General features: G+C 65.9%; 20 protein-coding genes. 7 read left to right on the top strand and 13 right to left on the bottom strand.

From position 1 onward, the window contains the following. Positions 1–70: 70 nt before the first annotated feature. Positions 71–1,666, top strand: coding sequence for a choline dehydrogenase (locus PHS32_RS08510; RefSeq protein WP_301078492.1), 1,596 nt, complete (start codon positions 71–73; stop codon positions 1,664–1,666). A 300-nt stretch (positions 1,667–1,966) separates the two neighbouring features. Here the strand turns inward: PHS32_RS08510 and PHS32_RS08505 are convergent, their stop codons facing one another. The 5 genes from PHS32_RS08505 to PHS32_RS08485 all read right to left on the bottom strand — a co-directional run bounded on the left by PHS32_RS08505 (position 1,967) and on the right by PHS32_RS08485 (position 5,500). Further along, positions 1,967–2,395: an organic hydroperoxide resistance protein gene (locus tag PHS32_RS08505; protein ID WP_301078491.1), complete on the bottom strand. Its 429-nt coding sequence runs from the start codon at positions 2,393–2,395 to the stop codon at positions 1,967–1,969. A gap of 70 nt (positions 2,396–2,465) precedes the next feature. Further along, positions 2,466–2,921: a MarR family transcriptional regulator gene (locus PHS32_RS08500; protein ID WP_301078490.1), complete on the bottom strand. Its 456-nt coding sequence runs from the start codon at positions 2,919–2,921 to the stop codon at positions 2,466–2,468. A 156-nt stretch (positions 2,922–3,077) separates the two neighbouring features. Beyond that, positions 3,078–3,716, bottom strand: a complete 639-nt coding sequence (locus tag PHS32_RS08495; RefSeq protein ID WP_301078507.1) for a glutathione S-transferase — start codon at positions 3,714–3,716, stop codon at positions 3,078–3,080. Between the two features lie 25 nt (positions 3,717–3,741). Next, on the bottom strand, positions 3,742–4,575 hold the full coding sequence (locus PHS32_RS08490) for an ABC transporter permease (RefSeq protein WP_301078489.1): 834 nt from the start codon (positions 4,573–4,575) through the stop codon (positions 3,742–3,744). A gap of 1 nt (position 4,576) precedes the next feature. Then, positions 4,577–5,500, bottom strand: a complete 924-nt coding sequence (locus tag PHS32_RS08485) for an ATP-binding cassette domain-containing protein (protein WP_301078488.1) — start codon at positions 5,498–5,500, stop codon at positions 4,577–4,579. Between the two features lie 90 nt (positions 5,501–5,590). On the opposite strand from PHS32_RS08485, the gene purT reads away from it, so the two are divergent. Continuing rightward, a complete protein-coding gene (gene purT / locus PHS32_RS08480) occupies positions 5,591–6,817 on the top strand; it encodes a formate-dependent phosphoribosylglycinamide formyltransferase (RefSeq protein WP_301078487.1) in 1,227 nt (408 codons plus the stop codon). A gap of 32 nt (positions 6,818–6,849) precedes the next feature. Here the strand turns inward: purT and PHS32_RS08475 are convergent, their stop codons facing one another. Continuing rightward, on the bottom strand, positions 6,850–7,707 hold the full coding sequence (locus PHS32_RS08475; RefSeq protein WP_301078486.1) for a hypothetical protein: 858 nt from the start codon (positions 7,705–7,707) through the stop codon (positions 6,850–6,852). Positions 7,708–7,939: 232 nt separating this feature from the next. On the opposite strand from PHS32_RS08475, the gene PHS32_RS08470 reads away from it, so the two are divergent. Then, complete coding sequence (locus PHS32_RS08470) at positions 7,940–8,806, top strand: GNAT family N-acetyltransferase (protein WP_301078485.1); 867 nt, start codon at positions 7,940–7,942, stop codon at positions 8,804–8,806. A 63-nt stretch (positions 8,807–8,869) separates the two neighbouring features. Next, a complete protein-coding gene (locus tag PHS32_RS08465; RefSeq protein WP_301078484.1) occupies positions 8,870–11,014 on the top strand; it encodes a serine hydrolase domain-containing protein in 2,145 nt (714 codons plus the stop codon). 87 nt (positions 11,015–11,101) lie between these two features. Here PHS32_RS08465 and PHS32_RS08460 read toward each other — a convergent pair whose 3' ends face one another. The 7 genes from PHS32_RS08460 to garD form a co-directional block, all read right to left on the bottom strand. After that, positions 11,102–12,280 (bottom strand): efflux RND transporter periplasmic adaptor subunit, encoded by a 1,179-nt coding sequence (locus PHS32_RS08460; RefSeq protein WP_301078483.1) that lies wholly within the window; start codon positions 12,278–12,280, stop codon positions 11,102–11,104. 15 nt (positions 12,281–12,295) lie between these two features. Next, positions 12,296–14,662, bottom strand: coding sequence for an ABC transporter permease (locus PHS32_RS08455; RefSeq protein WP_301078482.1), 2,367 nt, complete (start codon positions 14,660–14,662; stop codon positions 12,296–12,298). Further along, entirely contained in the window at positions 14,656–15,372 is a 717-nt protein-coding gene (locus PHS32_RS08450) for an ABC transporter ATP-binding protein (RefSeq protein WP_301078481.1), read from the bottom strand. Before PHS32_RS08450 ends, PHS32_RS08455 begins: the two co-directional genes overlap by 7 nt. A gap of 157 nt (positions 15,373–15,529) precedes the next feature. Continuing rightward, positions 15,530–16,657 carry an ABC transporter permease gene (locus PHS32_RS08445; RefSeq protein WP_301078480.1) on the bottom strand — a complete coding sequence of 376 codons (1,128 nt, stop codon included), beginning with the start codon at positions 16,655–16,657 and terminating at the stop codon, positions 15,530–15,532. Between the two features lie 2 nt (positions 16,658–16,659). After that, the gene (rbbA, locus tag PHS32_RS08440; protein ID WP_301078506.1) at positions 16,660–19,410 is read right to left on the bottom strand and encodes a ribosome-associated ATPase/putative transporter RbbA; all 2,751 of its coding nucleotides are present in this window, start codon (positions 19,408–19,410) and stop codon (positions 16,660–16,662) included. A gap of 14 nt (positions 19,411–19,424) precedes the next feature. Then, positions 19,425–20,495 carry an HlyD family secretion protein gene (locus PHS32_RS08435; RefSeq protein ID WP_301078479.1) on the bottom strand — a complete coding sequence of 357 codons (1,071 nt, stop codon included), beginning with the start codon at positions 20,493–20,495 and terminating at the stop codon, positions 19,425–19,427. A gap of 113 nt (positions 20,496–20,608) precedes the next feature. Further along, the gene (gene garD, locus PHS32_RS08430; RefSeq protein ID WP_301078478.1) at positions 20,609–22,189 is read right to left on the bottom strand and encodes a galactarate dehydratase; all 1,581 of its coding nucleotides are present in this window, start codon (positions 22,187–22,189) and stop codon (positions 20,609–20,611) included. Between the two features lie 86 nt (positions 22,190–22,275). Here garD and PHS32_RS08425 point away from each other — a divergent pair, with 86 nt between their 5' ends. The 3 genes from PHS32_RS08425 (at position 22,276) to gudD (ending at position 25,821) form a co-directional block, all read left to right on the top strand. Beyond that, positions 22,276–23,304 (top strand): LacI family DNA-binding transcriptional regulator, encoded by a 1,029-nt coding sequence (locus PHS32_RS08425; protein ID WP_301078477.1) that lies wholly within the window; start codon positions 22,276–22,278, stop codon positions 23,302–23,304. 208 nt (positions 23,305–23,512) lie between these two features. Further along, entirely contained in the window at positions 23,513–24,466 is a 954-nt protein-coding gene (locus PHS32_RS08420; RefSeq protein WP_301078476.1) for a tripartite tricarboxylate transporter substrate binding protein, read from the top strand. A gap of 5 nt (positions 24,467–24,471) precedes the next feature. After that, positions 24,472–25,821, top strand: coding sequence for a glucarate dehydratase (gene gudD / locus PHS32_RS08415; protein WP_301078475.1), 1,350 nt, complete (start codon positions 24,472–24,474; stop codon positions 25,819–25,821). Positions 25,822–25,871 lie beyond the last annotated feature (50 nt).

Here is a 25,871-nt window from a genome sequence, read left to right as displayed (position 1 = left end):
CCAAGGGTTTCGGGTAAGGTGCCGCCCAGGCACGGCGCAAAACGATGCACCCGTGACCATGGAGGAATACATGTTCGATTACATCATCGTTGGCGGCGGTTCGGCCGGTTGTGTACTGGCGGCGCGCCTGAGCGAGGACGCCAAGCTGACGGTGGCGCTGCTGGAGGCCGGCCCGCCGGACAAGAGCGTGCTGATCCACTGTCCGACCGGCTTCGCCCTGATGGCCCAGACCGGCCAGGCCAACTGGAAACTCGACACCGTGGCGCAAGCCGGCCTGAATGGCCGCAAGGGCTACCAGCCGATCGGCAAGGTGCTGGGCGGTTCCAGTTCGATCAATGCCATGATCTACATCCGCGGCCAGCGCCAGGACTACGACCAATGGGCGGCCCAGGGCAACCCCGGCTGGAGCTACGACGACTTGTTGCCCTACTTCAAACGCGCCGAACACAACGAGCGCGGCGCCGACGCCTTCCACGACATCGGCGGCCCGCTCAACGTGATGGATTTGCGCAGCCCGAGCCGCTTTGGACCGATGTTTGTGCAGGCCGCGCAACAAGCCGGCTTTGTCCACAACCCCGACTTCAATGGCGCCAGCCAGGAAGGTGTCGGCATGTACCAGGTGACGCACAAGAACGGCGAGCGCTTCAGCGCCGCCAAGGCCTACCTGACGCCCAACCTGGGCCGACCCAACCTGAGCCTGTTCACCGGGGCCCAGGCGACCCGCATTCTGCTGCAGGGCAAGCGCGCCGTGGGCGTCGAATTCCGGCACGACGGAAAGCTCGAACAGCTCAGGGCCCGGCGTGAGGTGCTGCTGTGCGCCGGGGCGCTGCATTCGCCCCAACTGCTGATGCTGTCGGGCATCGGGCCGCGCCCGCATCTGCAGGACCTGGGCATCCCGCTGGTCCACGAGTTGCCCGGCGTCGGCCAGCATCTGCACGATCACATTGACGTGCTGCAGGTGGCCGATGCGCCCAAGGTGACCGATTTGTTCGGCCTGTCGCTGAGCGGCCTGCTGCGCGCCGTCAAGGGCATCTTCGAGTGGCGCCGCCAGCGCAGCGGCATGCTGACCAGCAATTTCGCCGAAGCCGGCGGCTTCATCAAGAGCCAGCCCGATGAGGCGACGCCGGACCTGCAACTGCACTTTGTGATCGGCAAGCTGCACAATCACGGCCGCAGCGTCACCCTGGGCCACGGCTACTCCTGCCACCTGTGCCTGCTGCGCCCGCGCAGCCGCGGCAGCCTCAAGCTAGCCAGCAAGGACCCGCTGACACCGCCCTTGATAGACCCCAACTACTTCAGCGAACCTGACGACCTGGAGCGCATGATTCGCGGCTTCAAGCTGATGCGCCGGATTCTTTCGCAAGCCGCCCTGGCAAGCCTGGATGCCCGGGAACTGGTAGCCTCGGCCCAAGCCCAAAGCGATGCCCAGATCGAACAATTCATCCGCGACCACGCCGACACCATCTACCACCCGGTCGGCACTTGCCGCATGGGCCCGGGGGCACTGGACGTGGTCGATGCGCAGTTGCGCGTGCACGGCATGGAAGGCTTGCGCGTGGTCGACGCCTCCATCATGCCGCAGGTGATCAGCGGCAACACCAACGCGCCGGTGATCATGATTGCCGAAAAAGCGGCCGACCTGATCAAGGCGGCACAGTCTGGCTGAGCCAGACTGCTTTCCCCAGTCAGGAACTCAGATCCATGCGTGTGTGGGTCGGTGGTTTGCGCCGCTCGCATACCAACCCCGCATGAAAGATCAGGCTGGTGGGGCGCTCAGCGCTGCGGCATAAAGGAGGAGACCGAAGGTCGGGGGACAGCCGCGGAGCTGAGTGCCCCGCCAGCCTGATCCTCCCACCATGCTGAACAGGGTTTGGTCATTTCGGAAAATGATCCATAGGCTCCTTGCGCGGAACCCAGCTGCTGTTGCCATGCGGCGCGGCGGCAAACGCCGGCCAGGACCGGCTGCTTACGCCAGCGTCAGGGTCACTTCGATGTTCCCGCGGGTGGCGTTGGAATAGGGGCAAACCTGATGCGCCTTGGCGATCAGGTCCAGCGCCACGGCGCGTTCCATGCCCGGCAGGCTGATCAGCATCTGCACCTCGATGCCGAAGCCGGCCGGAATCGGGCCTATGCCCACCGTGGCGTTGATCGACGCATCGGCCGGCATCGCCAGTTTGAGCTTGCCGGCGACAAATTTCATGGCGCCGATAAAACAGGCGCTGTAGCCGGCGGCAAACAACTGTTCCGGGTTCACGCCGCCGCCACTGCCGCCCATTTCCTTGGGTACGCTCAATTTGAGGTCCAGCAGACCGTCCGATGACTTGACGCAGCCGTCACGCCCGCCGGTGGCGCTGGCGTGGGCTTGGTAAACGACTTTTTCGACTTGAGTGACCATGGTATTTCCTTGAAGATGCTTGCTGAATCGAAGCGGGTTGAAAGAGGAGAGGAAGAAGAGCAGCGTGCCCTCAGGCGCCAAGCTGGCGCCTGAGGGCTTGGACCTTGTGCGTCAGCGCCCGCAGTTCGGGCAGCGGGCAGTGGGTGGCGGCAACCACGCAGGCCGGCACCTTGGCGGCCCTCGCCTTGAGCTTGCGCCCGGCCGCGCTGAGCGCTATCAGCACCCGCCGCTCGTCCTGCACCGAGCGCGTGCGCGCCAGCAGGTCAGCCGCTTCCATGCGCTTGAGCAGGGGCGTCAGCGTGCCGGAGTCCAGAAACAGGCGCTGGCCCAGCTCCGACACCGTCACGCCGTCGCGCTCCCACAGCACCAGCATCACCAGGTATTGCGGGTAGGTGAGCCCCAGCGCCGCAAGCAGCGGCTTGTAGAGCTTGGTCATGGCCAGCGAGGTGGAGTACAGGGCAAAGCACAACTGGTTGTCCAGCAGCAGCGCTGGATGGCTTGGGGCGGACGGGTTTGGCGTTGACATGGTTGAATTATAGCCAACAATTCAATTGTGCACAATTGACTTGTGAAAGTCCCATGCAAGAGCCGACCGTCGCGCAGCCGGTGGCGGCTTCAGCGGCGCTTGCAGCGCGCGCCGCGCTGCTCGGTCAATTAATCAACGCCTGCGCCGTGGCGGCGCTCAGCTCGCACCGCGGTAGGTGCTGTCGCCGTGGGGCGCGGCCATGAACTCCGGCAGCGCCTCGGCCTGGCTTGAGAACTGGCGCAGCAAGGGGTACTGGTCGGCGTTGACGACCTCGGGCAGCATCTGCTGGATGAAGTGCCAGGCCACCGCCGCGCTGACGCCGGCCTGGTTGATGGCGGCGCTGCTGCACGCCAGCGGGCGGCGCACCAGTTCCGACTCCAGCCCGGCGCAGGCCGCCAGCAACTGGCCGGTGACGCGTGTCACCCAGGGCTGATGCAGCTTCTCGGCCGGGCGCAGGTTTCGTTCGTAGACGATCTGCACGCTCTTCTCGCAGGCGGCCAGCGCCAGCCCGATGGCACGCAGCGCATGCTGGCGCTGCGCCAGGTTGGCGGGCAGCAGGCTCTTGCGCGGCGCCGCCAGCGCCTCGGCCAGTTCCAGGATCAGGGTCGAATCCATCAGCACCTCGCCGTCATCGCAAATCAGCGACGGCGCCTTGACCACCGGGTTGATGTCCTGAAACTGCACAAAGGTGCTGAAGACCGAAAGCGACTGGTGCTCGAAGCGCAAGCCCAGCAACTGCAAGGAAATCGCCACGCGCCGGACGTAGGGTGAATCGAGCATGCCTATGAGTTTCATCATTTCTCCTGAAAAAATCCAATCCTCAGCCCCGAAAACGCTTGCGCGTCAGCGCCAGCGCGACCCAGAAGCCGCCCACCGCATAAGCGCCCAGCACCAGCAGATGGCGCAGCGCGTGCTCCGGCCACTGGTCCATGAACAGGGGGCGCACCAGATCGACCGCGTTGGTCAGCGGCAGCCAGCCCGACAGCATGCGCACCACTGCCGGCAGCTGATCGAGCGGAAAAAAGATGCCGCTCAGGAACATCATGGGCGTCAGGAACAAGGTGAAGTAGTAGGTGAAAAAATCGTAGCCCTTGGCCAGCGCGTTGAAGATCAGCGCGATGCAACTGAAGGTGATGCCCACCCCCAGCAGCACCGGCCAGGCCAGCAGCAGCTTCGGGCTGTAGCTGATGCCCAGCGCCAGCATCACGCCCAGGATGGCGGTCACGGTAAACAGCGACTTGAAGGCCGCCCACAGCATTTCGGCCAGCACCACGTCGTCCAGATTGACCGGCGCGTTCATGATGCCGTCCCAGGTTTTTTGCACGTGCATGCGCGAGAACGCCGAGTAAAGCGCTTCAAAGCTGGCGGCGTTCATGGCGCTCATGCAGATCGAGCCGCTGGCCAGAAACAGGATGTAAGGCACTTTGACCGGACCCTCGGGACCGGTCAGCGTGACCTGCCCCACCAGCGCCCCCATGCCGTAACCGAAGGCCACCAGCCACATCAGTGGCTCGGCGATATTGCCCACCAGACTGGGGATGGCCAACTTGCGCCAGACCAGCAGGTTGCGCAAAAACACCGGCCACCAGCGCCACGAGAGCGCGGGCGCGCGCCAGACGCTCTGCGCCGCGACGGTCAAAGTTGCCGTTTGCATGTCAGGCCTCCTCTCGAATTTGGCGACCGGTCAGCTTGAGGAACAAGTCCTCCAGATTGGCCGGCCGGTGCAAGGTGCGCAGTTGCGGGTAGGCGCCGAGCGCCTGCATCAGCGGCTTGGCGTCCTGGGTGTAGAAAAAGACCGTTTCTCCGCTCACTTCAATGCGCGCCGCCAGGGTTTTGAGCGGCGCCTGCACCAGATCCAGGGCGCCGGCGCCGTAGACCTCCACCACATCGGGCTCCAGATGCTGGTTGATCAAGTCGCGCGGCCGGCCTTCGGCGATTTTCTTGCCGTGGTCCAGTACCAGCAGGCGCGTGCACAGGCGTTCCGCCTCGTCCATGAAGTGCGTCGTCAACAGGATCGCCTTGCCCTCTTGCAACAGCAGTTGCAGGCGCTCCCACATCAGATGGCGCGCCTGCGGATCGAGCCCGGTGGTCGGTTCGTCCAGCAGCAACAGGCGCGGATTGTTCACCAGGGCCCGCGCCAGACTCAGGCGGCGCTTCATGCCGCCCGAGAGTTCGCCCGGCTTGGCCGTCGCTTTGTTGGTCAGCGAGGCGAACGCCAGCAGCGCCGGAACGCGCTCGCGAATCTGCGCCGCTTTCATGCCGAAATAGCGGCCATAGACCAGCAGGTTTTCGGCGCAACTGAAATCGGGGTCCAGCGTGTCCATCTGGCTCACCACCCCCAACTGTGCCTTGATCGCCAGCGCGTCACGCGGCATCTGCAAACCGAAGGCGGTGATGCTGCCGGCGTCCGGCACACTGAGCCCCAGGCACATGCGGATGGTGGTGGTTTTGCCGGCGCCGTTGGGGCCAATCACCCCCAGGCACTCGCCCGGCGCGATGGCAAACGACACATCGTCGACCACCCAGTTGTCGCCATAACGCTTGCGCAAACCCTGCACAGATAAAATTGACGTTTCCATGGTTTGATTGTGACTCAGGCTGCCGGCCGGAGCCAATCCAGCCGCACCCTTCCCTATTTATTTTCTGGACGCCACAGCGCGTTTTTCACCATGACCACCATCGGCACGCCGCTCTCTCCCCAAGCCACCAAAGTGATGTTGCTGGGCTCCGGCGAACTCGGCAAGGAAGTTCTGATTGCGCTGCAACGCCTGGGCGTGGAAACCATCGCCGTGGACCGTTACGACAACGCGCCGGGCCAGCAACTGGCGCACCATGCGCGCACCATCACCATGAGCGACCCGGCCCAACTCAAGGCCTTGATCGAGGCCGAGCGGCCGCTGCTGGTGGTGCCCGAGATCGAGGCCATCGCCACGCCCATGCTGGAACAGTTGGAAGCGGCCGGTGTGGTGCGCGTCATCCCGACCGCCCGCGCGGCCCGCCTGACGATGGACCGCGAGGGCATACGGCGTCTGGCCGCCGAGACGCTGGGCCTGCCCACCAGCCCCTACCAGTTCTGCGACTCGCTCTCCGAGCTGCAGGCCGCCATTGATGGCGGCATCGGCTACCCCTGCATCGTCAAGCCGGTGATGAGCAGTTCGGGCAAGGGCCAGAGCAAGATAACCGGCCCGGCCGATGTGCAGAAAGCCTGGGACTACGCGATGGCCGGCGGCCGCGTCAGCCGTGGCCGCGTCATCGTCGAAGGCTTCATCGATTTCGACTATGAAATCACCCAGCTCACGGTGCGTGCCCTGGGCGCCGATGGAAAAGTGGAAACGCATTTCTGCGCGCCGATCGGCCATATCCAGATCAACGGCGACTACGTGGAGAGCTGGCAGCCGCACGCCATGCAGCCGGCGGCGCTGGAGCGGGCACGCCAGATCGCCAAAACCGTGACCGACAACCTGGGCGTGGGCTTGGACGGTAAGCCCTCCGGGCTGGGCCTGTTCGGGGTCGAGCTGTTCGTCAAGGGCGATCAGGTCTGGTTCAGCGAAGTGTCACCGCGCCCGCACGACACCGGCCTGGTGACGCTGGCAACCCAGGTGCAGAGCGAGTTCGAGCTGCACGCCCGCGCCATCCTGGGTCTGCCGGTCAACACCGCGCTGCGGTGCCCTGGCGCCAGCGCCGTCATCTACGGCGGCGTCGATGCCAAAGGGATCGTGTTCGACGGTATCAGTGATGCGCTGCGCGTGCCCAACACCGACCTGCGCCTGTTCGGCAAGCCCGAGAGTTTCAAGAAGCGCCGCATGGGCGTGGCCCTGGCCTTCGATGCCGATGTGGAAGTAGCGCGTGTCAACGCCAAGTTGGCGGCATCCAAAGTGAAACCGCGGGCGGCTTGAATTTGGGGCGACTGCGCCCCAAGCCCCCTTGATTACGGCAAGAAGTACTGGGCGGTGGTCTTGACCGATTTGATGCCGACCGAAATGGTGGTGCCGTCGGCTTTTCTGCCATGCAGAACGAACTCGCTCAATCCTATGTGGTTGCTGCTGCCCCAGTCGTAGGTATAGCCCAGACGGGTCCAGGGATAGGGGTTGGCGTCCATCGTGTAGACGTAGCGGGTTCGGTTGTTGAACCAGTCCGGATAGGTCATGAAAACCCCGTAGTTGGGGCCGTCCGTTGCCCGCACCAGGTTGCTCAGGACCGGGGTCCGAAACGCGTCGGCGGGGAAGCCGAGTTCACAAACCGTGTCCGAAATTTCGGTATCGGGACAGGGGCGAAACAGGTCCAGCGGCGAGACCCACATCTCCAGCAGGTACTTGTACCCCTTTGGATTTCCCGCCAAGGCCCCTTCCGGCGGCAGTCCCAGCAATTGCGCCATGCGCAGCGGCTCCGGCGCTTTGCCGGCGAAGAAGTTCTTCAGTTCCGGTACCACCGTGACCCATGAATCGTACTTGTAAGTCGGGCATTCGCCCCCTTCCAGGCAGGCTGTGTTACCGCCGCAGCCGCCGGAGAGATTGCATTGGTAGTATTTGCCGGCATCGTCCAGCCAGCTCACCACCAACAGGCGCGAGCCGACCACACCGTTTTCCCAGACGAGGTCCGGATTTTGCGCGTTGATCGGCGTCAGGAAGCGTGATATCTCCGACGGCAGGGCCACGCTGGCATCGGCCACGGCGGCGGCATATTGTTCCTGCGGACTGACCGGAGCAGTCGACCCGCCACCGCAGGCCGCCAGCAAAGAGACCAGCGTTGCAATTGACAACCTTGACAGGCGCTTCAGAAACCCCATGACGATCTCCTGGTTCAACAAATATGGGCCTTCTGTATTTTCAGACGGCCAACAAAAAATCGTAGGCACCCCGGGAGCGGATTCATTGATAGTTATCACGCGAACAGCCGGAAGAAAGAACAATTTCAGCAAAGTCTCAGGTAGCTCAACAAGGCTTGAATCCGACCCGCCGCCGCCCGGTTGAGCGTTGTATAACGCGCTTTCACACGTCACACCGAGTCCAGCCGCCGCCATGGAAACGCGCCTTCTCAGCATCCGCCCGATGACCGGGGCCGAATTCGACATGGTGCTGGACTGGGCCGCGCTGGAGGGCTGGAACCCGGGCCGGTTCGATGCCCAGGCGTTTCGCGCCACCGATCCGGAAGGACTGCTGATCGGCCTGCTGGCGGACCAGCCGGTGGCGGCGATATCGGCCATCAAGTATGGCGACAGCTTCGGCTTCATCGGTTTCTATATCGTCAAGCCGGCCTGCCGCGGACAAGGTTACGGCTGGCAACTTTGGCAGGCCGCCATGACGCGCCTGGCCGGGCGCAATATCGGACTCGACGGTGTGCTGGCGCAGCAGGACAACTACCGCCGCTCGGGCTTCGAACTGGCGCACCGCAACATCCGTTACCAGGGCACCGGCGCTGGCTTGGCGGTCGATTCGGTTCTGCCGGCGGGCACTCGTCTAGCGCCCTTGGCGGCGTTTGCGCTGCCGGCGCTGGCCGCCTACGACCGCCGCTTCTTCCCGGCCGACCGGCAGACCTTTTTGCGCTGCTGGATCAACCAGCCGCAAAGCACGGCGCTGGGGCTGCTGCGGGATCAACGCCTGCTGGGCTACGGCGTGCTGCGCAGCTGCCGCCTGGGTCACAAGATCGGCCCCTTGTTTGCCGACAGTGCGCCGGCCGCCGCGGCGCTGTTGAGCGCACTGTGCGGCGGCACCGATGGTGCGGCGCCTATCTTCCTCGACGTGCCCCAATGCAACCCCGCCGCCGTGGCCCTGGCCCAATCGCGCGGCATGCACAAGGTGTTTGAAACCGCCCGCATGTACAGCGCCGGCGCACCCGATCTGGCGCTGGAGCGCAGCTATGGCATCACCAGTTTCGAGCTCGGTTGAAGCCCTGCGCGTTCAGTCGCTGGCGCCATCCGCACCCTTCATTTCTGTCCCATGGAGACCCGTATGAAGCAAACTCCCAGCACCTCCGTTGACACCGGCGCGGCCCGCTACCGCGACACCCCAACGCCGGGGCTCTCGCGGCGCGAGCTATTGCAGCTGGCCGGCTGCTCCGGCATCGGTCTGCTGGCACCGGGCCTGCTGGCCTCTTGCGGCACTGGCGGCTTCTCCTATGACGCCACCATTGCCAGCGCTCGCACCGCCATCCGAAAAGCCCTCGCCGACACCGACACGCCGGCCATTTCGGTGGCCTTGCTGGACCGTGACCGGCTCATCTGGGCCGAGGCCTTTGGCGTGATCGACAAGGTCACCCAGACCGCGCCGACACCGGAGACGCTTTTTTGCATCGGGTCGTGCAGCAAGATGATCGCGACCGTTGCGGTCATGATTCTGGTCGAGCGCGGCTTGATCGATCTGGACCGGCCGCTGGCCGCCTATCTGAGCGACTTCAGGATGGCGTCGCCCGAATACACACAGATCACGGTGCGCATGCTGCTGAGCCATTCGTCCGGCTTCCCGGGCACCGATTACCGCGGAATCTTCAGCCACCAACCGCGCGCCGGCTATGCGGCGCAGGTGATGCAGACGCTGGCCACGGCGCGGCTGAAGCACGCACCCGGCGAAATGTCGGTCTACTGCAACGACGGCTTCACCATGGTGGAGCCGCTGCTGCAGGCACTCAGCGGCAAGAGCTACGCACAGTTCGTGGCCGACGAGATCCTGACGCCGCTGGGCATGCCCAGCAGCCGCTTCGCACTGGCGCCGTTCGCGCCCGGCTCCTTCGCACCCGACTTTTCCGGCGATGCCAAGCAGCCGCAGGAATACACGCTGGCCTACGCCTCCGGTGGCCTCTATTCGACACCGACCGAAATGGGGCGGCTGGCGCGCATGCTGCTGAGCGGCGGACAGCTCGACGGCAAGCGCCTGCTGCAACGGGAGTCGATCGCAGAGATGGCCCGCGACCAGACGCTGACCCAGCCGCTCAGGCCGGTCATCCTGCCCGACGGCTACGGGCTAGGCTGGGACGGCGTGCGCGCCGGCGGCCTGGCCGCCGTGGGCGTCACCGCCTGGCACAAGAACGGGGGCACCAGCGTCTATGGCAGCGATTTCTTCGTGCTGCCCGACGAGGGCTTGGCGCTCATGATCAGCGGCACATCGACCGGCTACGGATCGGGCACGCTGGCCGAACTGATTCTGCTCCATGCGCTGCGGGAGCGTGGCCGCATCGCCGCCCTGCCCTCTGCCCTGCCGGCGACGCCACCGCCGCCAGCCAGCGCCAGCGATGCGCAGCTCGCCGCGCTGGCCGGCGTCTACGCGCACTACCAGGGCCTGCTGCGCCTGCAAATCGAAGCGGACCGGACGGTTTCCCTCGCCAAGTACAGCGCCGGCACATGGGCGCCAGCGTCGGCGTTCCTGAAGCTGCGCAGCGACGGGACGTTTGCCAGCGATAACAGTGCCGTCGCCTACTGGGCCAGCCCAGCACAGGGCGAAGACTACCTCGTGGCCCGTTTGCCTTATGGCCTGGGTCACTACACCTTCGCGGTGACTTTCGCACAGAAACTGGCGCCCAAGGCGCCTTTGTCGGCGGCCTGGCAAGCGCGTCTCGGGCGCAACTGGCTGGCCGTCAACGAGCCACCCGATTCGCTTGGCATTTCGGCGGCCAGTCCGATCTTCACGCTGGCCGCGGCGCCGGACCTGCCGGGCTACGTGCTGGCCAAGGCCGGCCCGATCGACAAGCAGGACCAGATCGCCGATGCCAGCGGCAGCGACGCGCTGGCGCGGATGTGCCTGAAGATTCCGATGGTGAAGGGCCGCGACCTCGACGACGTGCTGATCGAGACGCGCAACGGCGAAGAGTGGGTGCGGCTCGGCAGCAGCGTGTTCCGCCCGGCCCACAGCGTGCCGGCGCTGGGCCTTGGCAGCCATGCCGTCGCGATAGGCCCGGAAGGTTTTGCCGAGTGGCGCCAATTGCCGGCCACCGGCTGGCTGACCCTCAGCGGCAGCTTGGCTTGGCGGCTGTATGACCAGGACTTTGCGCCCGTGACCTCCGGCAGCGGCAACGGCGCCAGCGCCTTGCCCGGGCACGGCGCTGGCGCCTACCTGCTGCTTTATGGCGCCGCCAATTCCAGCATCGATGTGACGCTGTCCTGAAGCCCAGGGACTGCTTTCGCGCCTTCGCCTGGACGGTCCGTCCGCAAGAAACGCGGCCGGGGTACGGCGTCTTGGGTGCGCGGATTTTTAGAGCTTTTCGCGCAAGCGGACGCGCGCTCCGTCGGTGACATCGTTGCCTGGGTAGCGCACCACCGTCTGCCCGGCGCTCAGCCCGCCGGTGACCTCGGCCTCGCCCAGGTTGCGCTGCCCGACCTCTATGCTGCGGCGGCGCGCCCGGCCATCCTCGACGACGAAGACGCACCAGGCCGGCGCGCAGCGGAACAAGGCACTGGCGGGCACTTTCAGGACCTTGTCGGCCTGCCAGATGACGATCCGCGCGGTCACCCGGAAACCGTCGCCGATGGCGCCCGGCGGGTCGACGAAGTCGGCGATGACGTTGACGCGTTTTTCCTCGATGCCCAGCGCCGAAACCTTGGTCACCGCATAGGGCTCGACACGCCGCACCTTGGCGCGCAAGGCCTGATTGCCGCCCCAGCCTTCCAGCAGCACCGGCATGCCGGGCGCCACTTTCACCGCCTCGGACGACAGCAGTTCGATCACCACCTCCAGACCGCCGAGGTTGCCGATGCTCAGCAAAGGTGTGCCGGCCATGACGACGCGCTCGCTGGCATCGGGTATGCGCAGAATCCGGCCCGCCATGGGCGCACGCACCGGCACCAGCGAGCCCGCAGCCTGAGCGCCGGCACGCAGGCCGCCAAGCCCTGACTTGGCGACCTTGACGTCGGCGGCGGCAGCACGCGCGCGAAAGCGCGCCGCCTCGGCCTCGCTGGCCGCCGTCACCGCCAGGTTGCGCGCCTGTTCCACCGCCTGCGGCGCCATGAAGCCGTCCTGCACCAGCTTGCGCACGCGCTGGTATTCCCGGCCTGCTTGCGCCACGTCCTCGTCGGCGTGGCGCACGCGCTGCTGGGCCTCGCGTTCAATCGCTTCGGCCGAGGCAACGCGAGCCGTGATCTCGTCGAGTTCGCGCCTGGACAACGGCAGCGGCGCGATCTGCGCCAGCAACTGGTTCTCGCCAACCGCATCGCCGTCGTGCAGCGCTATGCGCGCCAGCCGCCCGGCCACCGGCGCCGACAGCACAAAGCGGTCATGGCTGCGCGTTTCGCCCTGGTCGTCCACCGTCACCTGCATGGCGCCCGTTGACAGCTGCGCGCCGTCGACCGCCAGCGCTGCCGGCCACAGGACCAAGACCAGCAAGGCGACCGCGCTCAGGGCGCCAGCGGCAATAAGGATTCGTTTCCAGGGCATGCGCTTTCCTCCCATTCATTCGCGGGTCTTGAGCACCGCGATCAGGTCCAGATGCCGGATTCGGCGCGCCACCAGCAGGCCGGAAAGACCGGATGCGATCAGCGCGGCGAAGGCGGGATAGAAAAATGACAACTTCTCGACCACCAGCGGCAACCGGAACAGCTCGCGGTCGAACAGCGGCACCAGCATGGCGCACAAGCCATAGCCCAGCAGCAGGCCCATCGGAATGGCGGCCAGCACCAGAAGAACCTGCTCGCCCAGCAACAGGAAGGTGACCTCGCGCTGGGTGAAGCCCAGCACGCACAGGCTGGCCAGTTCGTTGCCGCGCTCCGAGAGCGAGATGCGCGCACTGTTGTAGACCATGCCGACAATGATGACACACGAGAGCAGCACCAGCACCGTGCTGAAAAAGAAGAACGAGCGGTCCAGCGACTCGCGCAGACTCTGCTGCAAGGCGCTGCGCACCGCCACGCCGGCCACCACCGGCAGGCGCTTGAGACGCTGGTAGAAGCTGGCGGCCTGGTCGGCCTCGATCCGCAGGTAGCCGCCGGAGCTGGTGCGGTCCTCGCCCAGCAGCCGCGTCAGTGCCCTGGCGTCCATGTAGGCACCCAGGCCCAGCATCTCGTCGACCACGCCCACCACCGGGACCGGCAGCACGGCGCGGGCGCCTTCCAGCACTTCCATCGTCAGCACGTCGCCCGGCGCAACGTCGAGAATCCGCGCCAGCTTCTGGCTCAGCACCAGGCCCTCGGGCGGCAGCTCGACCGGCCGCAACTGGCGGTCCAGCAACTGGCGCAGTTCGCTCCCCGGCACCAGCCCGGTCACCTCGATGCGTTTGCTGTGCTGCCGGTGGCGCAGCCAGACCGGCAGCAGGCGAAACGCTTCGGCTTGCACGACGCCCTCCATCTTGGCCAACGCGATCGCCGCGCCGGGTCCGCGGGGCTCGTTGTAGAGCACCGTGACGTCGTCGCGCTGCACCTGGTTGAACTGCACCGCCATCATGTAGTTGGCGGAGTCCAACGCGAAATTTCCCACCACCATCAAGCCGATGGCGAACGCCATGCCCAGCACCGACAGCAGCGCCTTCCATGGCCGGCGTACCAGGTTGCGCAGGATCATGCGCAAGGAGGCCGGCAGGCGGCGCGTGAGACCGTAGCGCTCCAGGGCGCCGGCGCGGAACGTCGCCGGCGGCTCCGGCCGCATCGCCTCGGCCGGCGCCAGGGCCACGGCCCGGCGCACCGCCAGCAGCGCGCCGACGCTGCCGGCAACGGCGCTGACGCCGGTGGCCAGCAACAGCAGCGCCGGGTCGACCATCAGTTGCAGCCGCGGAAAGTGGAAGTAATTGCGGTAGACGTCGACGAACATCCCACCCAGGCCCAGGCCCAGCGGCAAGCCCATGGCCAGGCCCAACGCCACCGTGGCCAGGGCCAGGTACAGGTAATGGAGGCCGACCCGCAGATCGCCGCGCCCGAAGGCCTTGAGCAAGCCGATCTGGGTACGCTGGGTGGCCACCAGGCGCGACAACACGACATACAGCAGGAAGGCGGAAACCGCCAGGAACAGGCTCGGAATGGTGGTGGTCATCACCTCCAGTTCCCCCAGTTCGTCGCTCAGGAAGCGGTGCGACAACTGCTCGCCGCGGCCGTAAGCGCTCAGGCCCCCGTAGCGCCGCAACAAATCGTCCAGCGCGGCGATCACCTCCCGCTCGCTGGCGTTGGCCGACAGCGACAAGGCCACGTCATTGAAAGCGCCCTGCATGTCGAAAGCCGGCGCCAGCGCCTTGTCGGCCATCCACATCACGCCGAAGCGCCGGTTGTCCGGGAACAGCATGCCGCTGCCGACCTCGTAGACGAACTCCGGCGACAAGGCGATGCCGACAACGGCCAGTTCGGTCCAGCGCCCATGCAGCAGGACGCCCAGCTTGCTGCCCAGGGCCAGGCCGTTCGCCTTGGCGAAGGCCTCGCTGACCAGCACCTGGTCCAGCGCATTGGCATCGACGTAGCGGCCACGCACCAGTTGCAGGTCGTTGAGCATGGGCGTGCGCTCGCCAGGCACCGAGACCAGCCGCGCCACCGCCGGCTCCGCCAGGCCCGGCACGTCCACCGAGACATCCACCACGATGCGCGTGCGCACCTGGGCGACACCCGGCAGTTGCCGGATCTGCTGGGCCAGCGCATCGGGGGCGCGCTTGAGATGGACGAAGACATCGGCCAGCCGGTGCGTACGGTAATAGTCTTCGCGCGCCAGCAGCAGCGATTGATAAGTGCCCCAGGTGGCGACCAGGGTGGCGATGCCGCAGGCCACCACCAGGGCCGCCGCAATGACCTGGCCGCGCAGATGCCAGAGGTCGCGCCACAGCATGCGGTTCAGCATGGTCACCATGAGATGTCGTCCGGCGTCGCCTTGCTGGCGTTGCGCTGGATGTCCACGATGCGGCCGCTGCTGATGCGAATCACGCGATCGGCCAGGGCCGCGATGGCGGCGTTGTGCGTGATGACGACGGTGGTGGTGCCCAATTCCTGGTTCACGCGTTGCAACACCGACAGCACCAGCTTGCCGGTGGCGTAGTCCAGGGCGCCGGTCGGCTCGTCGCACAGCAGCACGTCGGGCCGCTTGGCAACGGCGCGCGCGATCGCCACCCGCTGCTGTTCGCCGCCCGACAGCTGCGACGGGAAGTGGTCGCGCCGGTCTGTCATATCGACCAGCGCCAGCGCCGCGCCGGCCTCCATCGGTGACTCCGCGATCTCGGTCACCAGCGCGGTGTTCTCGTAGGCCGTCAGGCTGGGAATCAGGTTGTAGAACTGGAAGACAAAGCCGACATGCTCGCGCCGAAAGCGTGTCAGCCCGGCCGCCGAGGCCGCCGTCAGGTCGTGATCGCGGTAGCGCACCTCACCCGAGCTGGGGCGATCCAGTCCGCCCAGGATGTTGAGCAGGGTCGATTTGCCGCTGCCCGACGCCCCCAGCAGCACCACGAACTCGCCCGGGAACAGATCCAGATCGACCTCGCGCAGCGCATGGATTTCAGACTCCCCCATACGGTAGACCTTGGACACCTGGCGCAGGCGAAACACGGCAGCGCCAGGCGCGGGCATGGGCCCAGGTAACTCGTCAGGGGGAACTGCCGTGCTCTGCAAGGATCGCCTCACTCTCCAGGATCTTGTCACGCCGCTTGACCCCGAATTATCGTCTGCAGCCAAACTGCCGCCACGCTGGCGCGCCGACTGTCGGCCCGGCCTGCCGCTTGCCCGCTCAGGCCATCAACCCGATGGTCTTGCGAAAACGTGCCAGCGACAACATGAACAGCGCCGAGCCAATCAGCAGCAACGCCAGGAAGGAGCTCCAGACCACCTCCAGTCCGGCGCCGCGGTACAGGATGGCCTGGCTCAGTTCGGTGAAATGGGTGGTCGGCGCGAACCACATCAGGCGCTGCACGAACACCGGCATGCTCTCGCGCGGGGTGATGCCGCCGGAGAGCATCTGCAAGGGCATCATGGTCAGCATCAGCAGCAGGCCGAACTGCGGCATGCTGCGCGCCAGCGTGGCCATGAAGATGCCCATGGAGGTGGTGGCAAACAAGAGCAGCGCCGCCCCCACCAGGAACAGCGGCAGCGAGCCCTCGATCGGTACTTGCAGGATCCCCTGGATGACCAGCGTCAGCGACACGGTGGCGGCCAGCAGCACCACCAGCGCCATCGACCAGACCTTGGCCAACATGATCTCGGTCGGCGTCACCGGCATGACCAGCAGGTGCTCCACCGTGCCGTGCTCGCGCTCCCGAATCAGCGCCGCCCCGGTCAGGATGATGGACAACATGGTGATCTGCGTGATGACCTCCATCAGCGAGCCGAACCAGGACGGCATCATGGCCGGGTTGAAGCGCGCGCGGATCGCCAGCTCCACCGGCAGCGGCGGGCTGCCACGGTAGCGCTGCACAAACTCGCTGACCTCGCCCAACACGATCTGCTGCACCGCGCCGTTGCCGGCAAACGCCTGGCTCATCCGGGTGGCATCGATGTTGAGCTGCAGTTGCGGGGCCCGCCCGGCCAGCACGTCGCGCTGGAAATTGGGAGGAATGACCAGCACCAGGGTGTATCGCCCGGCATCCAGCGCCGGGTCCACCTGGGCCTGGTTGATGCGCACCGGCGGCACGAACTGGGGCGGGTAGAAGGCCGAGCCAATGCGCGCCGACAGGGCCGAATCGTCCTCGTCCACCACCGCAATGGGCGTGCGGTAAAGCGTTTCCGGCATCGCCGTGCCGGCGGCGTAGATCGCCACCGTGAAGGTGTAGACGATCAGGAACAGCATCATCGGATCGCGCCACAGGCTCCACAGCTCCTTGACGCCCAGGCGGTAGATATTGGACAGGTGGCGCAGCATTTTCACTTTTCCTGCTTCTTGAGCAAGGCGATGGCCAGCCCCAGGATCACCGGCACGGCCGCCGCCAGCGGCCAGAACGCGGCGTGCAGGTCCGAGAACTGCAAGGCCTTGCTGAAGACCCCGCGGCTGATGGTGAACATGTGGCTGGCCGGGTAGATCTCGCCGATCCAGCGGCCACTGCCCTGCAAGGACGTCACCGGGTTGATCAGACCGGCAAACTGCACCGCCGGGATCATGGTGCCCAGCATGGTGAAGAACATCGCCGCGATCTGGCTCCTGGTGACGGTCGACGCCAGCAGCCCCATGCCGGTGGAGCACAGGCAGAAGATGAAGGCCCCCAGCGTCAGCGTCGCGAAGCTGCCGCTGACCGGCACGCCGAACACGGTCACGGCCATCAGGCACATGAAAAAGAAGTTGAGCATGGCCAGGGCGACGTAAGGGATCATCTTGCCGAGCAGGAATTCCGCGCGCGTGGTCGGCGTGACATAGAAGTTGATGATGGAGCCCAGTTCCTTTTCGCGCACCACCGCCAGCGCCGTCAGCATCGACGGCAGCATCAGCAGCAGCAGCGGGATGACGGCCGGCACCATGGAGGGCATGCTGCGCACGTCCGGGTTGTAGCGAAAGCGCGTTTCCACGCTGGCCAGGCTGGCCGCCGCCATGCCGCTGCGCTGGCGCAACTGCTGCAGGACCCACTGCTGGTGCATGCCTTGCACGAAGCCGCTCACCGTCTCGGCCCGCTGCGGCATCGCGCCGTCGACCCAGGCGCCGATCTGCACCGCCTGCCCGCGCGCCACATCGCGCGCGAAGCCATGCGGAATTTCGAGCGCCAGCGACAACTCGCCGCTGCGCATGCGGCGGTCCAGTTGGGCGTAGTCACGGATCGGCGGCTGTTCCGAAAAATAGCGCGAGCCGGCCAGGTTCAGCGTGTAGTTCTGGCTCAACGAGGTCTGGTCGCGGTCCAGCACCGCGTAGCGCAGGTTCTCGACGTCCATGCTGATGCCGTAGCCCATCACGAACATCAGCAGCAGCGAGCCCAGCAGCGCCATGGCGCCACGTACCGGGTCGCGCATCAGGTCCAGCGTCTCGCGCCACAGGTAGCTGTGGATGCGGCCCAGGCTGCGCCGGGCGCGCGCCGGCAGGCCCTGGTAGGCCGCTGCGCCGCGGGCCGCCGGCGGGGTCGGCTCGGCTGCGGCTGGCAGCCCTGGGGATTGGGGCGCTTCACCGCCGCCCGCTGCCACCAGGTAGGCGATGAAGGCGTCTTCCAGATTGGCGGCGCCGCGCTTGGCCGTCAGCGCGGCCGGCGTGTCGCTGGCCAGCACCTGCCCGGCGTGCATCAGCGCGATGCGGTCGCAGCGCTGGGCCTCGTTCATGAAGTGGGTGGAGATGAAGATGGTGACGCGGTCGCGCCGGGCCAGTTCGATCATCGATTGCCAGAAGCTGTCGCGCGCGATCGGGTCGACGCCCGAGGTCGGTTCGTCCAGGATCAGCAACTCGGGCTTGTGCACCATGGCCACCGCCAGCGACAGGCGCTGCCGGATGCCCAGCGGCAACTTGTCGGGCAGGGTATCCAGCAAGTCCTGCAGGCCGAAGCGCTGCGCCATTTCCCTGACGCGACCGGGTAGTTGGCTTTCGGGCACGTGGAACAACCGTGCGTGCAGCACCAGGTTCTGCCGCACCGTCTGCTCGCCATAGAGAGAAAACGACTGCGACATGAAGCCGACCCGGCGGCGCGTCGCCAGGTCGCGCGGATCCACCGGATGGCCCAACAGCCAGGCCTCGCCCTGGCTGGCCGACAACAGGCCGGTGAGCATCTTCATGGTGGTGGATTTGCCGCAGCCGTTGGAACCGACGAAGCCGAAGATCTCGCCGCGGTAGATGCGAAAACTCACCCGGTCCACCGCCACAAAGCCGTTGAAGCGCTTGCTCAGGCCGCGCGCCTCGATGGCGATTTCGGCATCCTCGCCCGGGTGCAGCGGCGCCATCTCGACGCGCCGGTGGCCGCTGCGCTTGGCCTCGGGCAACAGGGCGATGAAGGCCGCCTCCAGGTTGGGCTGAGCGGTCCGTTGCAGCAGTTCGCCGGGCGTTCCGGTCGCCAGAATGCGCCCTTCGTCCAGCGCCACCAGCCAGTCGAAGCGCTGGGCCTCGTCCATGTAGGCCGTTGCGACCAGCACGCTCATGCCGGGGTGCTGCTGGCGGATGTTGCCGATCAGCGCCCAGAACTGAGCACGGGCCAAGGGGTCGACGCCGGTGGTCGGCTCGTCCAGGATCAGCAGGTCGGGGTCGTGGATGAGCGCGCAGCACAACCCCAGCTTCTGCTTCATCCCGCCTGACAGTTGACCGACCGGCCGCGTCAGGAACGGGTACAAGCCGGTGGACTGCGTCAGGCCGTCGATGCGGCGGCGCCGCTCGGCCCCGTCGTGGCCGAACAGGCGGGCGAAGAACTGCAGGTTCTCCTCGATCGACAAGGTGGGGTAGAGGTTCTTGCCCAGACCCTGCGGCATGTAGGCAATGCGCGGACACACCGCCTGGCGGTGCCGGCGCCGCGCCATGTCGCCGCCCAGCACCTGCAGGCGGCCCCGTTGCAGGGCGCGGGCGCCCGACACCAGGGCCAGCAGGCTGGACTTGCCGACACCATCGGGCCCGATCAGGCCCACCATGCGGCCCGCCGCCAGGTCCAGCGTGACGTGCTGCAGCGCCGTCGTCTTGCCGTAGCGCAGGCCGATATCCTGCAGGCGCGCCACCAGCGGCATCGACCCTGCGTCCGTCACGGCCCGACCTTCTGGTTCAATTGCGCCGGCCAGGCAGCCTGCGGGTCGAGCTTGAGCCAGGCCACGCCGGGCAGGCCGGTCTTGACCTGGTCGCGGTGCTTGAGCAGCAGCTCACGGTCAATCTGCGCCTTGACGCGGAACATCAGCTTCTGCCGTTCGCTGGCCGTTTCCACCGTCTTGGGCGTGAATTGCGCAGTGCTGGCCACAAACGATACTTTGGCGGGAATCACGAATTGCGGTGCCACGTCAAGTACCAGGCGCACCTCGCTGCCCAGCGCAATCCGTCCGGCCACGGCTTCCGGCAGGAAGAAGGTCATGTAGACGTCCGACAAATCCACCAGATTCAGCACCCGGCCGCCGCCGCCCAGCACCTCGCCGGTCTGCGCCACCAGGAACTGCACGCGGCCGTCACGCGGCGCCTTCAGTTCGCTGTCAGCCAGTTCCACGTCGATGCGGCTCAGCGTGGCCTGCAGCGCCCGCACATTCGCCTGCGCCCCCGAGACCTGGTTGCGCGCCGCGGCGATGCCGACCTGGGCCGCCCTGGCTTGCGAGCGGGCCGCCGACACGGCGGCCGCCAGACTGCGCACCTTGGCCCGGTCGTCGTCCAGCAGTTGGCCCGAAAAAAAGCCCTCCTGCGCCAGTCGTTCGGAGCGGGGCAGGCGGCGCTGCGCGCTATCGAGGTCGCTTTCACGCTGCGCCACCAGCGCCAGCGCGGCCTGGAAATTGCTCTCTTGCAGGGCCACCTGAACCTCGGCACCGCTGACCGCCTGCTGCGCCTGCTGCAGCCGGGCCAGCGCCTCTTCACGCTGCGCTTGCAGGCTCTCGATCTGCATGCGCGCCAGCGGCTGTCCGGCTTTGACGAACTCGCCCTCATTGACCAGGATTTTTTCCACGCGCCCGGCCAGCTTGGTGGCCACCGAGATCTCGGTCGCCTCGATGCGCCCGTTGCCGCTGACAAAACCGTCACCCCAACCAGCCTCACGCCAAGGCTTCCAAACCAGCAAGGCCCCGAGGGCGGCAACCAGCAACAGCGCGGCGGCAGCGGCGGTCTTGAAACTGATTTTCATGGGCAGATTTCCGGTGTGCAACAAGGCGCCTCCAGCGGCAAGCGAGCGCCGGCACCATGTTCACCCGCCCGGCCGTTGGCGGCGTTGCGAAATGTCAAGACCGAGGAGGCTCTTCAGGTCACCGGCGCGGGATTGAACAAAACCAGGGCGTTGTGCAGTTTCCAGTGTTCGGCCCAGGTCTTTTTGCGGCCGCTGGCGACGTCCAGCAGCAAACGGAAGAGCTCCCAGCCGACGTCTTCAATGCTGGCCGATCCCTCGGCGATGGTGCCGGCATTGACATCCATCAGATCGTGCCAGCGCCGCGCCAGCTCGCTGCGCGTGGCCACCTTGATCACCGGCACCGCTGCCAGGCCGTAGGGCGTTCCGCGGCCGGTGGTGAAGACGTGCAGGTTCATGCCGGCCGCCAACTGCAAGGTGCCACAGATGAAATCGCTGGCCGGCGTGGCGGCATAGGTCAGGCCTTTGGTCTTGAGTTTTTCTCCGGGTCCCAGCACGCCCGTGATGGCTGCGCTGCCGGACTTGACGATGGAGCCCAGCGCTTTTTCGACGATGTTCGACAAGCCCCCCATCTTGTTGCCGGGCGTGGTGTTGGCACTGCGGTCGACCTGGCCGCGTTGCAGGTAGGCGTCGTACCAGGCCATCTCACGCACCATCGTTTGCGCCACTTCGGGCGTGCTGGCACGCGCCGTGAGGTGCGCAATACCGTCGCGCACCTCCGTGGTTTCCGAGAACATCACACTGGCGCCGGCGCGCACCAGCAGGTCGCTGCAAAAACCGACGGCCGGGTTGGCGGTGACGCCCGAGAAGGCATCGCTGCCGCCGCACTGCAGACCCACCACCAGTTCACTGGCGGGTACTGTTTCGCGCCGGCGCTGGTTCAGTCGTTGCAAATGTTCCCTGGCTTGGCGCAGGATGGCCTCGATCATCGACATGAATCCGACATGCGCCGGATCCTGCAGGCACAGCACGTCCAGCGGCCTGGCGGCGCCCTGGCGCGCATCGATCAGGGGCATCGAGCCGGCGGGCAGCAGCCGCTCGGGCTGCAGCTTTTCGCAGCCCAGACTGATCACCATCAGCTCGCCCCCAAAGTTGGGGTTCAGGCTGATGTTGCGCAAGGTGCGGATCGGCACGCTGGCGTCGGGCGCATCTATCGCCACGCCGCAGCCGTAGCTGTGCGCCAGCGCCACCACGTCATCGACATGGGGAAACATGGGCAGCAGCTCGGCCTTGATGCGCTGGAGCGCAAATTCGGTCACGCCGGCCACGCACTGCACGGTCTGGGTGATGGCCAGGATGTTGCGGGTGCCGACCGAGCCATCGGCGTTTCGATAGCCCTCGAAAGTGAAACCCTGCAACGGCGCCAGAGCAGCCGGCTTGAGGGTTGCCATGGGCAGGTCTTCGAGGCCGCACGCCGGCGGCAACTTCAGCAGACGTTCATGCACCCAGCTCCCCGCCGCAATGTCGGCCAAGGCATGACCGATGGGAACACCGTAGCGCAGCACCGCCGCGCCCTGCTTCAGGTCAACCAGCGCCACCTTGTGGCCTTGCGGCACCCGGTCGCGCAGTATCTGTCCGCTGGGCAGAAGGCTGCCGGCCGGCAACCCGCCGTCGTTGGCCACAATGGCGACATTGTCATCCGGGTGCATCCGGACCGTGCGCGGCGCCGTCAGCCTGGTTGGCGGGGTTTGCGGCATCGATATCTCCTATCATGCGTTGCGCCGTGAAAGCATTTTTTGAATTATTGTAGACTCATTGGTAGCGGTACCATTGTAAAACCCAAATGAACAGCAAAGTCAACAGCAAGCGAACCCGGCGCGGCAGTGGGGCGATTACCCTGCGCGACGTCGCCAAGTTGGCCGGGGTGGCGCCCATCACCGCCTCGCGCGCCGTCAACACACCCGGGCAGGTTTCGCCGGAGGTCCTGAAAAAAGTGCTCGATGCGGTGCAGCGCACCGGCTATGTTCCGAACCGGATGGCCGGCGGTCTGGCCTCCTCGCGCAGCCGCCTGATTGCGGCGATCGTGCCCAGCACAGTGATGTCGGTCTTCATGGAAACCATAGAGGCGCTCAACAGCACCCTGTTCGACGCCGGCTACCAGCTGATGCTGGGTCAGTCCGGCTACTCCGCGGCGCGTGAAGAGAAGTTGCTCGACGCCGTCATCGGGCGCCGCCCGGACGGCATCTTTCTGACCGGCGTCATGCACTCCGGCAAAGGCCGGACCCGGCTGCTGGCGTCCGGCATACCGGTGGTGGAAACCTGGGATCTGACGCGCACGCCGATCGATATGCTGATTGGCTTCTCGCACCTGGACATCGGTCACGAAGTAGCCAAATTCCTGCTCGGCAAGGGTCGGCGGCGCCTGGCCGTGATCAGGGCCGAGGACGAGCGAGCCGGGCGCCGCGCCACGGCGTTTGCCGAAACCGTGGCGCGCGGTGGCCAGCGCGACGTGCTGGTGGTCAATGTGGGCGATTCGCGCTCGCTCAAGAGCGGGCGCGAGGCGATGGTGCGCTTGCTGGCACAGGCACCGGATACGGACGCCATTTTTTGCAGTTCCGACCTGCTGGCCCTGGGCGTCATGACCGAGGCCAGAGCGCGGCGTATTTCGATTCCGAAACAGATCGCGCTGGTCGGTTTTGGCGATGTCCCGTTTCTGGCCGACATGGTTCCGGCGCTGAGCACCGTTCGCATCAATGGGGCCGCCATCGGGCAGCAGGCGGCGCACTTCCTGATCGAGCGGGCCGAGGGCCGCCCGGTCAGCCCGCATATCGTCGACGTCGGATTTTCCATCGTCGAACGCGATACGACCTAGCGCCGCGTCCGAGCGCACCCCCGTCGCACCCACGCGCCAAGCCCGGCAGGCTGCTAGGGAAATCCCTGATTCAACTTCATTGACGTTCATCAGTGGTACCGCTACCATTCATGGCATCAAAATGGTACCGCTACCAAATTTGCTTAGTTCAGGGCATTTTGCAAGGCGGCCTCGCGACGGCTGATCACCCACCTCAAGGAGTCTTGAAATGAAGAAGTTGCTTTCCGCCTTGGCTGTTTCATTGGCCATGACCTCGGCCATGGCCTGGCCCGACAAGGTCGTCACACTGCTTGTGCCGTTCCCGCCGGGCGGCTCTACCGACCTGATTGCCCGAACACTGGCACCCAAGCTGCAGGAAAAACTGGGCGGCACCTTCGTGGTTGACAACAAGGCAGGGGCAACGGGCACCATTGGCGCGGGGATCGTCTCGAAAGCGGCACCCGATGGCCATACCCTGCTGGTATCGTCCTTGGGGCCGTTCGTCATCGCGCCGCATCTGCTGGCCAAAGTACCGTACGACGCGCTGAAGGACTTCGACTACATCACGGTCGCGGTGCAAGCCCCCAATGTCCTGGTGGTACCCGCCAGATCGCCGCACAACTCGCTGGCCGATGTCATCGCCTTCGAGAAGGCCAATCCAGGCCGGATGTCGTTTGCCTCTTCCGGCAATGGCAGCAGCGACCATTTGACGGCTGAACTGTTCTGGCTACAGACCGGCACCAGCGGCCTCCACGTGCCCTACAAGGGCGGCGGACCGGTGATGACCGATTTGCTGGGCGGTCAGGTCGATTCGTCTTTCATGAACATCAACACCGCCATGCCGCAAATCCTGGCTGGCAAGCTGAAGGCGCTGGCCATCACCAGCGCCAGGCGCTCGCCGCTGTTATCCAAGGTGCCGACCATGGAAGAGGCTGGCGTCAAGGAAACCAACGTCTACTCGTGGCAGGCGATTGCCGCACCGCGCGGCCTGCCCGCCGACATCAAGGCCAAACTGCACGGCGCCATCGTGGCCGGGCTGAACGATCCCCAGATCAAGGCCCGGCTGCTGGACCTGGGCTTTGAAATCGTGGCCAACACGCCGGAGCAGTTCAGCGCTTACCAGGCGGCAGAATTCGCACGCTGGAAAAAGCTGATCGAAACCCGCAAGATCACGGCGGATTGAGCACGATGAGCCAGCCAGCCTTGCACCAAGCCGGGGCGCCAGTCGTAACCGCGCTGCGTGCCATACCGGTAGCGGGGCGGGACAGCATGCTGCTCAATCTGTCCGGCGCGCACAGTCCCTTCTTTACCCGCAACCTGCTGGTCTTGACCGACAGTGCCGGTCGAACCGGGGTGGGCGAAGTACCGGGCGGCGAATCCATCAGAGAGACCCTGGCCGAAGCCGCGGAACTGGTGCTGGGGCAGTCGATCGGCCATGTTCAGGCGGTTCTGAACACCTTGCGCACACGCTTCGGGGATCGGGATGCCGGCGGCCGTGGTATGCAGACATTCGATTTACGAACCACGATTCATGCCGTTACGGCGGTGGAGTCGGCCATGCTGGACCTGCTGGGCCAGCATTTGAATGTGCCGCTGGCGGCCCTGCTGGGCGAAGGCCAGCAGCGCAGCGCGGTGGAGCTGCTGGGTTACCTGTTCTTCGTTGGCGATCAAGCCAAAACCGACCTACCCTATCGCAGCGAAGCCGGCGCCGACGATGAATGGTTGCGCTTGCGCAACCAGCCGGCCATGATGCCCGAGGCGGTGCTGCGGCTGGCCGAAGCGGCGCACGCGCGTTACGGCTTCAACGACTTCAAGCTCAAAGGCGGGGTATTGCGCGGCGCGGAAGAAATCGAAACGGTCAAGGCCTTGCATGAACGTTTTCCGCAGGCCCGTATCACGCTCGATCCGAACGGCGGCTGGCTACTGAGGGAGGCTGTTTCACTGATGCGCGACCTGCGTGGCGTGCTGGCTTATGCCGAAGATCCGTGCGGCGCCGAAGAGGGCTTTTCCGGTCGTGAGGTGATGGCCGAATTCCGCCGCGCCACCGGTTTGCCGACCGCCACCAACATGGTCGCCACCGACTGGCGCCAGTTGAGCCATGCACTGTCCTTGCAGTCGGTCGATATCCCCCTGGCCGACCCGCATTTCTGGACCATGGCCGGCTCGGTGCGCGTGGCGCAGACCTGCCGCGACTGGGGGCTGACCTGGGGCTCGCATTCGAACAATCACTTCGACGTGTCGCTGGCGATGTTTACCCAGGTGGCTGCCGCTGCGCCGGGCCGCGTCACGGCGATCGACACGCACTGGATCTGGCAGGACGGCCAGCGCCTGACCAGGGAGCCCTTGCAGATTGTCGGCGGCCTGGTGCAGGTGCCCACCAAGCCGGGCCTGGGTATCGAACTCGACATGGTGGAAGTCGAGAAAGCCCACCAGCTCTACCGGCAGCTGGGTCTGGGCGCGCGCGATGACGCCATGGCCATGCAGTACCTGATACCGGGCTGGACGTTCAACCCGAAACGCCCGGCGCTGGATCGGTAATTTTGAAACCTTGTGGGACAGACCGCAGTTACACCAAGTGAACAAGCTCT

The sequence above is a fragment of the Rhodoferax sp. genome, assembly GCF_028714215.1.
Taxonomy (GTDB): Bacteria; Pseudomonadota; Gammaproteobacteria; order Burkholderiales; family Burkholderiaceae_C; genus Rhodoferax.
This window is presented reverse-complemented; position numbering and strand designations above follow the sequence as displayed.

Bases quoted from the DNA above. Each gene is read 5' to 3' on its own strand.
- PHS32_RS08510 (WP_301078492.1), top strand. From the start codon at position 71: ATGTTCGATTACATCATCGTTGGCGGCGGTTCGGCCGGTTGTGTACTG.
- PHS32_RS08505 (WP_301078491.1), bottom strand. From the start codon at position 2,395: ATGGTCACTCAAGTCGAAAAAGTCGTTTACCAAGCCCACGCCAGCGCC.
- PHS32_RS08500 (WP_301078490.1), bottom strand. From the start codon at position 2,921: ATGTCAACGCCAAACCCGTCCGCCCCAAGCCATCCAGCGCTGCTGCTG.
- PHS32_RS08495 (WP_301078507.1), bottom strand. From the start codon at position 3,716: ATGAAACTCATAGGCATGCTCGATTCACCCTACGTCCGGCGCGTGGCG.
- PHS32_RS08490 (WP_301078489.1), bottom strand. From the start codon at position 4,575: ATGCAAACGGCAACTTTGACCGTCGCGGCGCAGAGCGTCTGGCGCGCG.
- PHS32_RS08485 (WP_301078488.1), bottom strand. From the start codon at position 5,500: ATGGAAACGTCAATTTTATCTGTGCAGGGTTTGCGCAAGCGTTATGGC.
- purT (WP_301078487.1), top strand. From the start codon at position 5,591: ATGACCACCATCGGCACGCCGCTCTCTCCCCAAGCCACCAAAGTGATG.
- PHS32_RS08475 (WP_301078486.1), bottom strand. From the start codon at position 7,707: ATGGGGTTTCTGAAGCGCCTGTCAAGGTTGTCAATTGCAACGCTGGTC.
- PHS32_RS08470 (WP_301078485.1), top strand. From the start codon at position 7,940: ATGGAAACGCGCCTTCTCAGCATCCGCCCGATGACCGGGGCCGAATTC.
- PHS32_RS08465 (WP_301078484.1), top strand. From the start codon at position 8,870: ATGAAGCAAACTCCCAGCACCTCCGTTGACACCGGCGCGGCCCGCTAC.
- PHS32_RS08460 (WP_301078483.1), bottom strand. From the start codon at position 12,280: ATGCCCTGGAAACGAATCCTTATTGCCGCTGGCGCCCTGAGCGCGGTC.
- PHS32_RS08455 (WP_301078482.1), bottom strand. From the start codon at position 14,662: ATGGTGACCATGCTGAACCGCATGCTGTGGCGCGACCTCTGGCATCTG.
- PHS32_RS08450 (WP_301078481.1), bottom strand. From the start codon at position 15,372: ATGCCCGCGCCTGGCGCTGCCGTGTTTCGCCTGCGCCAGGTGTCCAAG.
- PHS32_RS08445 (WP_301078480.1), bottom strand. From the start codon at position 16,657: ATGCTGCGCCACCTGTCCAATATCTACCGCCTGGGCGTCAAGGAGCTG.
- rbbA (WP_301078506.1), bottom strand. From the start codon at position 19,410: ATGCCGCTGGTGGCGCGCCTGCAGGATATCGGCCTGCGCTACGGCAAG.
- PHS32_RS08435 (WP_301078479.1), bottom strand. From the start codon at position 20,495: ATGAAAATCAGTTTCAAGACCGCCGCTGCCGCCGCGCTGTTGCTGGTT.
- garD (WP_301078478.1), bottom strand. From the start codon at position 22,189: ATGCCGCAAACCCCGCCAACCAGGCTGACGGCGCCGCGCACGGTCCGG.
- PHS32_RS08425 (WP_301078477.1), top strand. From the start codon at position 22,276: ATGAACAGCAAAGTCAACAGCAAGCGAACCCGGCGCGGCAGTGGGGCG.
- PHS32_RS08420 (WP_301078476.1), top strand. From the start codon at position 23,513: ATGAAGAAGTTGCTTTCCGCCTTGGCTGTTTCATTGGCCATGACCTCG.
- gudD (WP_301078475.1), top strand. From the start codon at position 24,472: ATGAGCCAGCCAGCCTTGCACCAAGCCGGGGCGCCAGTCGTAACCGCG.